15 protein-coding genes are annotated in these 14,365 nt (G+C 69.4%); 5 read left to right on the top strand and 10 right to left on the bottom strand.

The features are described from left to right. Window positions 1-387: 387 nt before the first annotated feature. Together QH470_RS36660 and QH470_RS36655 are read left to right on the top strand one after the other, a co-directional pair. On the top strand, window positions 388-1,284 hold the full coding sequence (locus QH470_RS36660; RefSeq protein ID WP_280276987.1) for a carbohydrate ABC transporter permease: 897 nt from the start codon (window positions 388-390) through the stop codon (window positions 1,282-1,284). Next, window positions 1,281-2,153, top strand: a complete 873-nt coding sequence (locus tag QH470_RS36655) for a carbohydrate ABC transporter permease (protein ID WP_280276986.1) — start codon at window positions 1,281-1,283, stop codon at window positions 2,151-2,153. Before QH470_RS36660 ends, QH470_RS36655 begins: the two co-directional genes overlap by 4 nt. A 171-nt stretch (window positions 2,154-2,324) precedes the next feature. Here QH470_RS36655 and QH470_RS36650 read toward each other — a convergent pair whose 3' ends face one another. The 5 genes from QH470_RS36650 to QH470_RS36630 all read right to left on the bottom strand — a co-directional run bounded on the left by QH470_RS36650 (window position 2,325) and on the right by QH470_RS36630 (window position 7,040). Then, window positions 2,325-4,307: a M13 family metallopeptidase gene (locus QH470_RS36650; protein WP_425302844.1), complete on the bottom strand. Its 1,983-nt coding sequence runs from the start codon at window positions 4,305-4,307 to the stop codon at window positions 2,325-2,327. 48 nt (window positions 4,308-4,355) lie between these two features. Then, a complete protein-coding gene (locus tag QH470_RS36645; protein ID WP_280276985.1) occupies window positions 4,356-4,730 on the bottom strand; it encodes a DUF397 domain-containing protein in 375 nt (124 codons plus the stop codon). A gap of 10 nt (window positions 4,731-4,740) precedes the next feature. Further along, entirely contained in the window at window positions 4,741-5,592 is an 852-nt protein-coding gene (locus QH470_RS36640; protein ID WP_280276984.1) for a helix-turn-helix domain-containing protein, read from the bottom strand. 75 nt (window positions 5,593-5,667) lie between these two features. Then, the gene (locus QH470_RS36635) at window positions 5,668-6,195 is read right to left on the bottom strand and encodes a DUF4190 domain-containing protein (protein ID WP_280276983.1); all 528 of its coding nucleotides are present in this window, start codon (window positions 6,193-6,195) and stop codon (window positions 5,668-5,670) included. A gap of 53 nt (window positions 6,196-6,248) precedes the next feature. Then, complete coding sequence (locus QH470_RS36630; protein WP_280276982.1) at window positions 6,249-7,040, bottom strand: pirin family protein; 792 nt, start codon at window positions 7,038-7,040, stop codon at window positions 6,249-6,251. A 274-nt stretch (window positions 7,041-7,314) separates the two neighbouring features. Here QH470_RS36630 and QH470_RS36625 point away from each other — a divergent pair, with 274 nt between their 5' ends. Further along, on the top strand, window positions 7,315-7,461 hold the full coding sequence (locus QH470_RS36625; protein WP_280276981.1) for a hypothetical protein: 147 nt from the start codon (window positions 7,315-7,317) through the stop codon (window positions 7,459-7,461). Further along, entirely contained in the window at window positions 7,458-8,831 is a 1,374-nt protein-coding gene (locus QH470_RS36620; RefSeq protein WP_425302843.1) for an MFS transporter, read from the top strand. Before QH470_RS36625 ends, QH470_RS36620 begins: the two co-directional genes overlap by 4 nt. On the opposite strand, the gene QH470_RS36615 is transcribed toward QH470_RS36620, so the two are convergent. Further along, a complete protein-coding gene (locus QH470_RS36615; protein WP_280276980.1) occupies window positions 8,821-9,102 on the bottom strand; it encodes a hypothetical protein in 282 nt (93 codons plus the stop codon). The two genes, QH470_RS36620 and QH470_RS36615, sit on opposite strands and share 11 nt — an antisense overlap. 167 nt (window positions 9,103-9,269) lie before the next feature. Between QH470_RS36615 and QH470_RS36610 the strand changes: the two genes are divergently transcribed. Then, window positions 9,270-10,919 (top strand): glycoside hydrolase family 183 protein, encoded by a 1,650-nt coding sequence (locus QH470_RS36610; protein ID WP_280276979.1) that lies wholly within the window; start codon window positions 9,270-9,272, stop codon window positions 10,917-10,919. A gap of 85 nt (window positions 10,920-11,004) precedes the next feature. On the opposite strand, the gene QH470_RS36605 is transcribed toward QH470_RS36610, so the two are convergent. The 4 genes from QH470_RS36605 to QH470_RS36590 form a co-directional block, all read right to left on the bottom strand. Beyond that, window positions 11,005-12,186: a sulfate/molybdate ABC transporter ATP-binding protein gene (locus QH470_RS36605; protein ID WP_280276978.1), complete on the bottom strand. Its 1,182-nt coding sequence runs from the start codon at window positions 12,184-12,186 to the stop codon at window positions 11,005-11,007. Beyond that, window positions 12,183-13,004: an ABC transporter permease gene (locus QH470_RS36600; RefSeq protein ID WP_425302848.1), complete on the bottom strand. Its 822-nt coding sequence runs from the start codon at window positions 13,002-13,004 to the stop codon at window positions 12,183-12,185. Before QH470_RS36600 ends, QH470_RS36605 begins: the two co-directional genes overlap by 4 nt. Before the next feature lie 131 nt (window positions 13,005-13,135). Beyond that, the gene (gene modA / locus QH470_RS36595; protein WP_280276976.1) at window positions 13,136-13,900 is read right to left on the bottom strand and encodes a molybdate ABC transporter substrate-binding protein; all 765 of its coding nucleotides are present in this window, start codon (window positions 13,898-13,900) and stop codon (window positions 13,136-13,138) included. Beyond that, a complete protein-coding gene (locus QH470_RS36590) occupies window positions 13,900-14,304 on the bottom strand; it encodes a TOBE domain-containing protein (RefSeq protein WP_280276975.1) in 405 nt (134 codons plus the stop codon). Before QH470_RS36590 ends, modA begins: the two co-directional genes overlap by 1 nt. Window positions 14,305-14,365: the final 61 nt, after the last annotated feature.

Raw genomic sequence — 14,365 nt, 5'->3', positions numbered from 1 at the left:
TCGCGCACCGACAGTTCCCTGGGCGGGCATCGGCAATTAACCGGGCGGTCGCGGGCGGCCGGCCCCCAACCCCCGGGGGGGGCCGGCCCCCCCCCCAGAGCCCCCGGCCCCCGTGGGCCGCCCGCCGGCCTCTGCCCCGCGCCCCGCTTGTCGCGGCGGCCGGCGCCGGCGCGCCCCCCCCCCCCCCCCACTTCGCGCATCCTCTGTCCCCGTCATCCCGGCATGTTTCCCGTCATCCCGGCATGTTTTTGGCCGGTATCCACACCCCGTATGCGTGGATCCCGGCCAAAAGCATGCCGGGATGACTGATGGTTCGCGCACCGACAGTTCCCTGGGCGGGCATCGGCAATTAACCGGGCGGTCGCCCGCGGCCGTCACACTGCCGCGGTGGGATCCAGGCCCGGACGAGTGCGCCCCTGGACCGACTACGCGCTGTTCGTGGTGCTCGTGGCGCCGAACCTGGTGCTGCTCGGGCTGTTCGCGTACCGGCCGCTGCTGGACAACATCCGGCTGTCGTTCACCGACCGGAACCTCGCCGAGCCGGTGGCCCATTACATCGGCGTCGAGAACTATCGGGAGTGGTGGAGCCGGGACGATACCTGGCAGATCGTCACCAACACAATCGTTTTCACCCTCGCGGCCGTGGTCGGCAGCCTGACACTGGGACTCGGACTGGCACTGCTGCTGAATCGGAAACTGTTCGGCCGCAGCGTCGTTCGCGCCGCGGTCTTCGCGCCGTTCGTGATCTCCGGGGCCGCCGTGGGCGTGGCGTTCCAGTTCCTGTTCGATCCCACCTTCGGCCTGATCCAGGACGTGCTGCGCCGGCTGGGCATGTCGAATGTGCCCGACTTCTACCAGAATTCGCACTGGGCGCTGTGCATGGTGACGGTCACCTACATCTGGAAGAATCTCGGCTTCACCTTCGTCATCTACCTCGCGGCGTTGCAAGGGGTGCGGCGAGAGTTGCTGGAAGCGGCCGCGATCGACGGCGCGGGCCGCTGGGCGAGGCTCACCCACGTGCTGCTGCCGCAGATGCGGCCGACCACGTTCTTCCTGTCGATCACCGTGCTGCTCAACTCGTTACAGGTTTTCGACCTCGTCCACGTGCTGACTCGCGGCGGTCCGCTGGGCACCGGCACCACCACCATGGCCTACCAGGTGTATCTGGAGTCCTTCCGCAATTCCCGGGCGGGGTACGGCGCCGCGGTGGCGACCGTTCTGTTCGTGGTGCTGCTGATCGTGGCGCTCATCCAGGTACGCGCCATGGACCGGGGTGACCGATGACCGCCGACGCCTTCCGGCGCAGACAGCGCGCGGCCACACTGCTCGGCTACGCCGCGATGGCGTGCGTGCTGATCATCGTCGGCGTGCCGCTGTTCTGGGTGCTGACCACCTCGTTCGAGGCCCGGCCGGACATCTACACCCGACCGGCGGTGTGGTGGCCGCGCACCTGGCAGCCGGGCAACTACACCGAGGCCGCGACCACGCTGCCGTTCGGGACGTTCCTGCGCAATTCGCTGATCGTCACCGCCGTCGTCGCCGCCGTGAAGTTCGTGCTCGGCGTGTGCGGCGCCTACAGCCTGGTGTTCCTGCGCTTTCCCGGCAAGACCCCGATCTTCCTGCTGATCCTCGCCGCGCTGCTGGTGCCCGACGAGGTCACGGTCATCTCCAACTACGCCCTGGTCGACCAGTGGGGCTTGCGAAATACCTTGCCGGGCATCATCGTTCCGCTGTGCGGCGTCGCCTTCGGCATCTTCCTGCTGCGCAATCACTTCCGGTCGCTGCCCGCGGACGTGATCGACGCGGCCCGCATGGACGGCGCCGGCCGCTGGCAGCTGCTCACCCGGGTGGTGCTCCCGATGTCCGGGCCGACCCTGGTGACTTTCGCCGTGGTCACGGTCGTCACCGAGTGGAACGAGTACCTCTGGCCGCTCCTGATGGCCGATGACGCCGGGGTTGCCACTCTCCCTGTGGGCCTGACCCTCCTGCAGAGCACCGAGAATCCGTCGTTCACCAACTGGGGACCGGTGATGGCGGGGACAGTGCTCACGATGCTGCCGATTCTGGTGGTCTTTCTGATCCTGCAGCGACACATGATCAAAGGCCTCACCCTCGGCCTGACCCGGCCGACACCGAGGCCGGACGACCGATGAGTCTGCGTGGGCGCGATCGTCTGGGCCTGCCGCGCACACCGACCGTCGCGGCCGCCACCGCCCCTTCGAGACGGGGAGCGGGCCGTCGGTCCACGGCACGACGATCGCGCTGACCATGGCCGTGGCCGACAGGCTCGCCTACTCCACCAGCGACGTCGACAGGCGACGGATCTACCAGATCCGCACGCGCTCGGTCGGATCCAGGTACAGGGCGTCGCCCTCGGTGACCTCGAACGCCTCGTGGAAGCCGTCCAGGTTGCGGACAACACCGTTGCAACGGAACTCCGGCGGCGAGTGCGGGTCCACGGCCAGGCGGCGGATCGCCTCCTCCTTGCGGGCCTTGGTGCGCCACACCTGCGCCCAGCCGAAGAACACCCGCTGCAGCCCGGTGAGACCGTCGACGACCGGCGGCTCGGCGCCGTCCAGCGCGATCTTGTAGGCCTGCAGTGCGATCGACAGGCCGCCGAGATCGCCGATGTTCTCGCCGATGGTGAATTCGCCGTTCACCGTGTGGTTGTCGGGCAGTTCGGCGGGGGAGAACCCGCTGTACTGGTCGATCAGGGCCTTGGTGCGCTTGGCGAATTCGGCGCGGTCGGCGTCGGTCCACCAGTCGATCATGTTGCCGTCGCCGTCGTACTTGCTGCCCTGATCGTCGAAGCCGTGCCCGATCTCGTGGCCGATCACCGCGCCGATCCCGCCGTAGTTGGCGGCGTCGTCGGCGTTCATATCGAAGAACGGCGGCTGCAGGATCGCGGCGGGGAAGACGATCTCGTTCATGCCCGGGTTGTAGTAGGCGTTGACGGTCTGCGGCGTCATGAACCATTCGTCGCGATCGACCGGACCACCGAGCTTGTTCAGGTCGCGGTCGTGTTCGGCGGCGTAGCCGCGGCGATAGTTGCCGATCAGATCGGCCGGGTCGATCCGCACGGCCGAGTAGTCGCGCCAGCGGTCCGGGTAGCCGATCTTGGGGGTGAACTTCTCCAGCTTGGCCAGCGCGGCCTGCCGGGTGTCGGGTCCCATCCAGTCCAGCTGGGTGATGTTGCGGCGGTAGGCCTCGATCAGGTTGGCCACCAGCTCCTGCATGCGCTGCTTGGCCTCCGGCGGGAAGTGCTCGGCGACATACAACTTTCCGACCGCCTCGCCGAGCAGGTCCTGCACCAGCGACACGCCCCGCTTCCAGCGCTCGCGGTTCTCCTGCGCGCCGGTGAGGGTGCGGCCGTAGAAGTCGAAATTTTCCTCGACCAGCTCGGGCGTCAGATATGCCGCCCGCGCGCGCAGCACCCGCCAGGTGGCCCACGCGCGCCACTCCGCGAGCGACTCCGAGGCCCACAGCCGGGCGAAGGTGCGCGCGTAATCCGGTTGGCGCACCACGATTTCGGCGAACAGCTCCGGACCGGAACGGTCCACGCCCTCGGCCGTCGCGGAAGCCCATGCGGCCCAGTCGAATTCCGGGTTCTCCGCGGTGAACGAGTCGAAAGTGGTGAGGTTGTAACTCAATTCGGCGTCACGGCGGCGGACCACGTCCCAGTGCCCGGCCGCCAGCTTGCGCTCCAGTTCGAAGACCCGCTGCGGGTCGTGGTCGACGCCGGCGAGGGCGAACATGCGGCCGATGTGCTCGACGTACCGCGTGCGGATCTCGGCGTAGTCGTCGCCGCGGTAGTACGACTCGTCGGGCAGGCCGATGCCGGACTGGGTGGCATGGACGAGGTAGCGCTGTGAGTTCTTGTCGTCGGTGTCGACGTAGAAGCCCAGCGCGCCGCCGACGCCGGTGCGCTGCAACCGGCCCAGCAGCGCCGCGAACGCACCGCGGTCGGTGACGTCGCGAATCTCGGCCAGTTCGCCGGCGATCGGGGTGAGACCGGCGGCCGCCACGGTCGCCTCGTCCATGAAGCTGTTGTAGAGGTCGCCGATCTTGCGCTCGACGCTGCCGGGCGCGGCATCCGAGGCGGCGGCGTTCTGGATGATGGTCTGCACGTCGAGTTCCGCCTGGTCGTACAGCGTGCGGAAGGCGCCGTCCACCGCGCGATCGGCCGGGATCTCATAGGTCTCCAGCCACTTGCCGTTGACGTGTGCGAACAGGTCGTCCTGCACCCGCACAGCGTCGTCGCGATAGGACAGATCGATTCCGGAGGGGGTCGTCACGTCGGCAGTCACGATCTCCAGTATGCCGATCCGCGCGAGCGGGCGCCCCCGCCGGACGGGTTACACCGGCACCCGGTCGAACTCACCGGCGCGGGCCCCGGCGACGAACGCCTCCCACTCGCCCGGCGTGTAGGTGAGGGTGCGGCGCCCGCGGCTCAGCGTGGTGGCTCCGTCGGCGGCCGTGCGCGCGATCAGCTCCGTGGCCGGTGGCCCGCTGCCCGCCACGGCGTCGAGGAAGACCATCCACTCGGTCGCGGTGACGGTGATGACGGGCTCGTCCTCGGGGCGATGCGCCGGATCGCGGCGGAACTTGCTGTCCCGGATCAGTACCGCGTCGCCGTCGAACCGGACCTCCACGCACTGGTTGCCGTTGTTGGTACGGCTCGAGGTGAACCAGCCGGTGGCCTCGGGCCGATACCTGGCGGTGGTTGGCATGGGCAGGATCTTACACTCGGGCATGCTTCCTGATCAGGGCCAATGACTCAGTGCGACTGAGGGATTGGTCGAGCGCCCGGGCATAGGCGAACGCCAGGTCACGCACCTGTTCCGGGTTCTCGACCGCGCCGCCGAACACCGCGCTCTCCGCCCACGCGAACGTCGGCAGGGAGGCGCCGGCGAAGTCGAGCAGGTGGAAGCTGGAGCCGCCCAGAATCGCGCCCGCGGGGGCGCTGAACGGGATCACCCGCAACTCCACCGTGTCGAGGTCCTCCAGCAGATCCAGCAGATACTCCAGCTGGCCCCGCAGCACCGCGGCGCCGCCGATCTGCTGCAGCAGCGTCGCCTCACTCACCACTGCGGTCAGTCGCGCTCGCTCCGGACCGCGCAGCCGCTGTTGTCTGCGCATCCGGACCCCGACCAACTGTTCCACCAGCACCGGCCGGATCATGACGTCCGCGCTGATCAGCGCCCGCGCGTAGGCCTCGGTCTGGAGCAGGCCGGGCACGACCAGGCTGTCGTAGCTGCGGATGCTGTCCGCACCGTATTCCATGCCGTAGTAGCGCTGCAGCTCGGGGCCGATCACGGCCGATGCCTTGGCCCACCACCCGCGATCCTTGCTCGCCGTCAGCAGCGACAGCAGTTCGTCGCGGTCGTGATTCCCCACTTCCAGTAGATCCAGCACCGGGCCGATGGTGGTCAGGGTCAGGACCCGGCGGCCCTTCTCCACATGCGACCAGTTGGCGGGGGTGAAACCGACCCGTTTGGCGAAGGTGGCCGAATCGAAGCCACGTTGCTCGCGCAGCTCACGCAGGCGCAGCACCAATTCCCAGCGGGCGACCGTAGGCGACAGCGGAGCCATGGCAGGTGATGCTACGCCGCGCCGTCCGACAATATGTGACTATTGTCATTTTAATTGCGCGGAACACCTGATCTCTCAACGGGTCGGCGCCGGCGTGACGCTCAACTTGTTCTCCAGGGTGTCCCGGAAGTCGTCCTCGCACTGCTGCACCTTGGACTGGTCACCGCCGGCGTCCCTGATGCAGTCCATATAGTCGCGCCCGCCGTTGTCGACGAAGAAGCTGTAGCCGACGATCGCCTCGGCGACCGCACCGGCCAGGGCCAGCACGCCCAGCACGATGCCCGCGACGGCCATGCCGAATCCGCCCGCCGTGCCGCGCCGCGCCTTGACCGCCGCGATGATGCCGAACAACAGCGCGAACGGACCGAGGATCACCGCGCCGAAGAAGATGAGCAGCCCGAGGACCGCGAGGATGCCGAGCACCAGCGACGTGATCGCCAGGCCCTTACGCTGCGGCGATTCCTGCCAATACTGCTGCTGGCCCGGGTAATTGCCCGGCGGCGGCGGATAATTGCCGGACGGCGGCGGGGGGTATTGGCCGGGCGGGGGCGGGTACTGACCGGGCGGCGGATACTGCTGACCGGACGGCGGGTGCTCCGACATGGCTGTCCTCTCGTTCGCCCAGGCGCGGTGCCGGGTTCGGGCGCTCTGAAATGTTATTGGGCGCCGAGCCGCGCGTGCATCTCCCACACCAGAACCTCCGACGGCGAGTTCGCCACGACGCGCTGACCGCCACTGCGGGTCATCCGCACCGCATCGCCCTCGTAGAGGGTTCCGACGCCCTCCATCTCGATCTCACCGCGCGCCACGAACAAGTGAAGATAGGGGGCCTCCGGGACGGTCACCGGCGCGCCGTCCGCGGCGCCCGGCATGCGCGCGACATGCAGCGCGGAATGGCTGCTGTTGATCGCGATGGCGGTGCGGTCGCGGTACTGCGGCAGGCCCGAGGCCACCGTGACCAGCTCGCCGCCGGCCAATTCGGCGTCGATCTCCAATTGCTGATAGCCGGGATTCAGTCCGGGCTCGTCCGGCACGACCCACATCTGCACGAAATGCACCGGCTCGACGTGCTCGTCGGTACCGCCCTGGGCCGGCGCCAGCCGCCAGGAATCGTTCTTCTCCGAATGCAGAATTCCGGTGCCCGCGCTCATGCGCTGCGCCAGCCCCGGATAGATGATGCCGCTGTGCCCCAGCGAATCCTGATGCACCAGATTTCCGCTCAATACCCAGGTGACGATCTCCATATCCCGATGGGGGTGGGTATCGAATCCCCGGCCCGGCGAAACAATGTCTTCGTTATTCACCAGCAACAGGCCGTGGTGGGTGTTTTCCGGGTCGTAATGCTCGCCGAAGGAGAAAGAATGCTTCGAATCCAGCCACGCCACACGGGTTTTCATTCGGTCGCCGCCGCGGTGGACGTCGATGTGCGGTGTCGTGAGTGTGGACATCGTGGTCCTCCTCTCCGGCCGAGCACCCATCACCTTTCAGGGTAGGAGCACATTACGAACCAGTCCCTGAATTCCCAGTAAATTCTACCGTGCGAGCCCCGGACACCGGGCCCCGTGACGCCACGGCCACCACGATAAGCTCCCCGGCGGCACCGCGCCCGATGGCAAATACAGGGCGCTCGGTACCGCCGCCGGATACGCACCGCGGCGCGCCGGCCGTGCGCGGCCGACCGTATCATGGTGTGCCGCAACCCGAACCGGAGGTGATTCGCGCATGCGACCCGAGGTGTTCGCGGGCATCGAACACATACTCCGGCAGCGGTCCCGCGCGCCGGGCCGCGACCGCGATCGGGCGGCGATACCGGTCCACCGCGACCGGAAGCCGCTGGTGGTACGGCGTGTCGCCGGTGACCGCGGATGACCGGCCACCTGACCTCGAGCCCGGACGGTCCGCCCGCACCGAATCCACCGCACCGGTTCGCCGTCGCGCGGACGGCGCTAACCGCCATCGCCCGCAGCCCCGGCATGCTCCGGCTGGCGCTGGTCCGTTTCGCCGGGCAGTTCGGCGACGGGATGTTCCAGGCGGCGCTGTCGGGCGCGATTCTGTTCAATCCGGAACGCGCCACCGATCCGCTGGCCATCGCGGCCGGATTCACCGTGTTGCTGCTGCCGTATTCGGTGATCGGGCCCTACGCCGGGGCGCTGCTGGACCGCTGGGACCGCCGGCTGGTGCTCCTGGTGGCGAATCTGCTGCGCGGCGTGCTGATCCTGGTGACGGCCGCCGGTCTGCTCGCCGGGATCACCGACACCCCGTTGCTGCTGCTCGCGCTGGCGGTGATCGGGATCAGCCGTTTCGTGCTGGCCGGAGTGAGTGCCGCGCTGCCGCGCGTGCTGGCGCAACAGTGGCTGGTCCCGATGAATTCGGTGCTGGCGACGGCGGCCTCGGGCTGCGCGGGCGCGGGCGCCGCGGCCGCCGTCGCGATCATCGGCGGCCTCGGCGCGGGCGACTTCGGCTCCGCCGTGGCGGTGGCCGTCGCCGCCGCCGGATCGGTCGTCGGTGCGCTGGCCGCGTACGGGTTCGGGCGCCGCGCGCTGGGCCCGGAGCGTGCGGAGTCCGCAGCGCGCAGTTCGGTGCGCGCCGTGGCGACCGGATTGCGTACCGGCGCGCGAGCGGTGTGGGAGTCGCGCGAATGCACCACCGCGATGATCGGCATCGGCACGCATCGAATCGTGTTCGGCGCCAACACTCTGCTGATGGTGCTGGTGCTGCGCCGCACACCCGCCGAAGGCGTGTCGCTGAGCAGCGGGCTGGTCGGGTTCGGGGTGGCCATCGCGGCCGCGGCCTCCGGGATGCTCGCCGCCGCCGTGATCGCACCGGTGCTGATCCCGCGGCTGGGGCGGCCGCGCACCGTGGCCGCGGGTCTGGCCACGGCCGTGCTGGTGCAGTTGCTACTGGTCACGCCGATCACGGTCGCCACGGGGGCCGCCGAGCGGCACGCCCATCACCTGCTGCTGGCCGGCGCCTTCCTCCTGGGGTTGGCCGGGCAGACCATCAAGCTGACCGGCGACGCCACCTTGCAGATCGATATCGACGACGCCCGGCGCGGGCAGGTATTCGCCCTGCAGGACACCGTTTTCAACATCACCTTCGTGCTCGCGATCGCGGTCACGGCGCTGCTGATCCCCGACGACGGGCGGTCGCCGGGGGTGGTGCTGGCCGGTGCGGCGATCTACGGGCTGGGCATCGCCGCCGTCACGGTCAATACCCGGCGGCACACGCTCACTCGCTGACCGGGCGGATCTGCTCGTCCCAGACGCCCAGCCCGGCGGGATCGGTGAAGTAGGCGTCGAGCACGCCGTCGTCGTCGAGGTCCAGCGCGGACACGTCGGCGAAACCGTCGCCGTCCGAATCCCACAGCGCGTCGTCGATCGCGCCGTCGCCGTCGAAATCCAGCGCGACGCCGTCGAACACGCCGGTACCCGACAGATCCAGATCCGCCGGGGACGACCAGGTGTGGCGAACGCCGTCGCCGGTGCCGAACACGTACGCGATGTCGGTCATGACAATTCCGACGCACTCGAATCGATACGGGTTCCCCGCCGTGCCGTACTGCGTACGGGCAAATCGGTCGGTTAAATTGAACGGGCTGTGTTCGGCCCCAGTGACGATGGCGGCCGATTGTGCGATGTCACCGCAGCGCGGCCGGTACCGAGGAGAATTGATACTGCATGGGAAAAGGCACTGCGCCTGCGCTTTTCGGTGTCCTGCTGACCGCTGTCGGGCTGTCCGCGCCCGCCGCGGCGGCCCCCGCGCCCTGGGCGCCGCCGCCGGTGAACGCCTGCGGTGAAACGGGATTCGACCCGCTGGCGCGCGAACCCGACCCGAACGCACCGCCGCCGCCACTGCTGCCGCCGCTACCGCCCACCATCGACATCCCGGTGCCGGTCCCGGAAATCGTGCCGGTGCCCGTGCCCGGACCACAGCCGGACAACACCCGCATCGAACCGGCGCCGCTGCCGCCGGATCCGTGCGGCAACCCGTGCCCCGACATCCGCGACAGTCCCAAACCCGAGCCCGAAAAGCCCAAGGAGCCCAACGGTTCCAAGCCGCAGACCGCGCCGGAGCTGGAGCCGGAACCCGAACCGGCGCCACCGCCACAGCCCGAGCCGCAGTCCGGTTCGGGGTCGGGATCGTCGGATTCGGGATCGTCGGGTTCCGGGTCGAACTCCGGGCCGTTCAACCTGCCGCGCATCCAGATCAAGCCGGAACCTGAACCGATTCCGGTCCCCGTGCCCGGCGGCGAGCCGCCGGCACCGCAGACCCCGCCGCCGCCGGTCGTGCACCCGGCCGAGCCCGGTCCGATCGTGGCGCCGGTGGCGCCCCGGCAGGTGGAGTCGACGACGCTGGTGAACCAGGTGACCGGCCACGGCTCGGACAATCGCACCGATATGCGCTGGCAGGTCGACGGCACCGACCTGGGCATCCTGTGGGAGACCAAGCCGGGCGAGGTCGCGGTGCTGTTCGGCGACACCTTCGGCAAGGGCTGGGCGCCGGGCGGCGCCGGTGGCGCGGGCGCGGACTGGCGCAGCAACGTCATGGGTTACAGCACCGAGCGGGACCTGTCCAAGGGGCTGGTCATCGAGAACATGGTGCAGGACAGCCGTTGCCACGCCGCCGAACTGCTGGACAGCCGCAAAATCAAGAATTACGAGACCACGGTCATCCCCACCTCCGGTTTCGCGCTCGGCGGCCGGCAGTACATGAGCTACATGTCGGTCAATCACTGGGACCGCATCCCCGGTATGTGGTGGACCAACAACGGCGGGCTGGCCTACTCCGACGACAACGGCCGCACCTGGGTCAAGGACCAGTACGCCAAGTGGGACAACATGTTCGGCCTGAATCGCTTCCAGGTCGCCACCATGGTCCCGCACGGCGACTACGTGTACATGTTCGGCACTCCGAACGGCCGCATCGGCGTCATCGGCCTGGCGCGGGTGCGCCGGGACGAGGTGCTCAACAAGTCGGCCTACCAGTACTGGGTCGACGGCTCCTGGGCGCCGGCGGCCGAGAACTACGCCACCCCGCTGCTGCCCGGTATTGCGGGTGAGATCTCGGTGCGCTACGACGAGTCCAGCGGCCAGTGGCAGATGGTGTACCTGGATCCGGCGCGGGGCTCGATCGTGCTGCGGACCGCGGCCGAACCGCAGGGCGCCTGGACCGACGGCGTACCGCTGGTGAGTACCGCCGATTATCCGAAGGCGTACGGCGGCTTCATCCATCCGTGGTCGTCGGGGCGCGATCTGTACTACACGATCTCGGCGTGGGACAGCTACAACGTGTACCTCATGCACACGACCCTGGACGAACCCCGCTGAGCCATCGGAAGTTTCGCCTCCGCCGGGCGGTTTCCGGCTGACACAAATGCGTCGATGACGTCAATACGCTTCGCGGAATGGGTGGTCAGCGCGGATAGACCTGGACCTCGGTGGCCTTCACGGCGAAGTACACCTCGAGATCCGGCGCGAGTCGCAGTTCCGCCGCGGCGGCGGGCGTCAGATCGGCGGCCGGGCCGGGATTGCCGTCCGCGCGCTCCCCGGCCTGTACCCGGATGATGCCGCCACGATCGGTGAGTTCCGCGACGCGCACCCGAAACACGTTGCGCGGGCTGCCGGTCGGCGGTTTCCGGTGGACGGCGACAGCCGAGGGGGAGAAGACGGCCGCGGCCTCGACACCGGGCCGCCAATGATCCCCGCACCGGCCGTGCACAACATCCGCGCCGCATCGCACGGCGCGCAGCGGATGCGGGTCGTCGACATCCCGGTCTCGGCCCACATCGGCGTCCCCGGCCGCCGGGTCCGGGAACGGCACGGGCTCGGCGGTGTCGATCGCGGTGCCGATCATCAGGTTCACACCGGCGATGCGAGCGGCGAAGGCGCTGCGCGGCCGGGACAGCACCGCCGCGACCGGACCCTGTTCGACGATCCGGCCCGTCTCCAGGACGACGACCCGGTCGGCCAGTGTCAGCGCATCGACGATGTCGTGGGTGACCAGAATCGTGCTGGGAGCGTGGGTGTCCCGCGGTTGCCGGAGCACGCGGCGCAAGAGGGTGCGCAGGGCCGGGGCCGCGGTCACGTCGAGTGCGGCCATCGGTTCGTCCAGGAGGAGCACGCGCGGCTCGACGGCCAGGGCCCGCGCCAACGCCACCCGCTGCGCCTGTCCGCCGGAGAGTTCCCCGGGCCGCCGCTCGGCCAGCGCGGCGGCGTCGACCGCACCGAGCCACCGGCGAGCCACCGCCGCGGACCGCGCGCGCCCACCGCGGCTGCGCGGACCGAATGCCACATTCGCCGCGGCCGTCAGATGCGGGAACAGCAGGGGATCCTGTGCCAGCAGCGATATCTCGCGTCGATGCGGTGGCACAGCGACCCCGGACGCGACATCGGTCAATGTCTTTCCCGCCAGGCGGACATGCCCACCGTCCGGCGCCACCAGCCCCGCCACCACCTCCAGGACGGTCGATTTGCCCGCGCCGTTCGGACCCAACACCGCCACGACCTCGCCGGGCGCGACCGAGAACTCCACGTCCAGCCCACGTTCGGCGACTCGGGCCGAAACCTCCAGTCCCGCACCAGCGCCGGTGTTCATCGACCCGCCGCCGAGCCGCCCCAGCGCCACAGCCCGCCCGCCCACTCGCGGCCCTCGGGCACGCCGACACGGCGGTACGCCACCAGCACGATCAGCACGGCGATCAAGACCAGCAGCAGGGAAAGTGCCACGGCCGCATCGGGATCGGCCTCGCGTTGCAGATAGATCTCGAGCGGCAGCGTGCGGGTGCGGCCCTGCAGGCTGCCCGCGAAGGTGAGCGTGGCGCCGAATTCGCCCAGGGCACGGGCGAAGGCCAGCACCGCGCCGGAGATCAGCGCGGGACGCAGCAGGGGCAGCGTGATCCGCCACCACACCGTGGTGGGCGCCGCGCCGAGCGTCGCCGCGATCCGCTCGTACCGATCACCGGCCGTGCGCATCGCTCCCTCGAGCGTGATCACCAGGAACGGCAGCGCCACGAAGGCCTGCGCCAGCACGACCGCGGTGGTACTGAACGCGATCCGGATACCGGCCGCCTCCAGATGCCGGCCGAGCATCCCGTACCGGCCGAACAGATACAGCAACGCCAACCCGCCGACCACCGGAGGTAACACCAAGGGCAGCAACACCATTGCCCGCAGCACCGGCAGCACCCGCCACCGCGCCCGGGCGAGCAGCACCGCCATCGGCACCCCGGCCACCACGCACAGCGCCGTACTCGCCAGCGCCGTCCGCACACTCAGCGACAGCGCGTCGCGCGAGGCGGGCGACGACACCAGTCCGAAGAACCCCGACCAATCCACCGCCCCGGCCAACGCCACCAAAGGCGCTGCCACGAAGGCGAACCCGAGCAACGCGAGCACCAACAGCCACCCCGGCACCGCGAGCCCGGGACCACGCAGGCTACGAACAACCCGCACGGTTCGCCGCCGAACCACGCGACGTAAGGCCACGTGGCGGCGCTGCCCGGACCTGGGGGTTCGGGCAGGGGGCGGGGTGTCGGCGGTCGGGCTCACGGTGTTCCGAAGCCGGCCTTCGACAATGCCGCGCGGCCCTGTGGTCCGGTGACGAGGCTCTCGAATTGATGCGCGAGGTCGGCGTGTGTCGAATCGGCCACCGCGGCAATGGGATAGGAGTTCACCGCGTCCGCGGATTCGGGGAAGGCGACCTGCTCGACCTTGTCGCCCGCACCGGCGGCGTCGGTGACGTAGACCAGCCCGGCGTCGGCCTCGCCGGAGGTCACCTTGGCCAGCACGTCGGTCACCGCCGATTCCTCACTCACCGGAGCGGTCGGCACCTTTGCCGCTGTGGTCACCTTCTTCGTCGCCGAACCGCACGGCACCTGCGGCGCGCACACCACCAGGCGCAGCCCCGGCCGAGACAGGTCAGCCAGCGACGCAATGTGTTTCGGATTTCCCGGCGGGGTGACGATGGTCAGCACGTTGGTGGCGAAAAGCTGTGGCTGCTCGGTGATCCGCCCGCTGCGCACGGCCTTGTCCATAGTGGCGGTATCGGCGGAGGCGAAGACATCGGCGGGCGCACCCTGATCCAGCTGCGCCGCCAGGTCAGACGAACCGGCGAAGGAGAAGGTCACCTTCGTCTCCGGATGAGCGGCCTCGAACTCCGCGCCCAGCTCGGTGAAGACCTTGCTGAGCGAGGCGGCGGCGAAAACCGTCACGGTCGTCGTGTCGGAATCGGACGAACCACACCCGGCAGCCACCACCGTCAGCGCCACCGCGCCCAGTACGCCGACCGCGCCGCGCCACCCGCGCCGCATCAGCCGCGATCCGTGGGCGTCTCGACGACGACCGTGGTCGCCTTCACGCTCGCCACCGCCACGCTGCCCGGCTCCAGCCCGAGCGCCCGTACCGACTCGCTGCTCATCAGCGACACCACCGTGAACGGCCCGCATTGCATCTCCACCTGTGCCATCACCCCGTCGGCCAGCACGCGCGTGACCAGTCCGGGCAACCGATTGCGTGCCGAACTGGCACTACCCAGCCGCGTCCGCGGCGTCCGCGCGTGTTCGACGGCCAGGGCCGCCAGCTCGCCGCCGTCGATGGTCAATCGTCCCGACTCGTCCTTGCGCGCGGCGAGCGCGCCGGTGTCGATCCACCGGCGGACCGTGTCGTCGCTGACGCCGAGCAGCTCGGCGGCGTCGCGGATACGCAGACTGGGCACGTCAGCAGCATAGGTCCGAATAATCGGACCAACAACGGCCGATCATCCGAAAATGCGGACT

The organism is Nocardia wallacei, assembly GCF_029868745.1.
GTDB lineage: Bacteria > Actinomycetota > Actinomycetes > Mycobacteriales > Mycobacteriaceae > Nocardia > Nocardia wallacei_B.
Note: the sequence above shows the minus strand (reverse complement) of the source record. Positions and strands in the feature narration are given on the sequence as shown.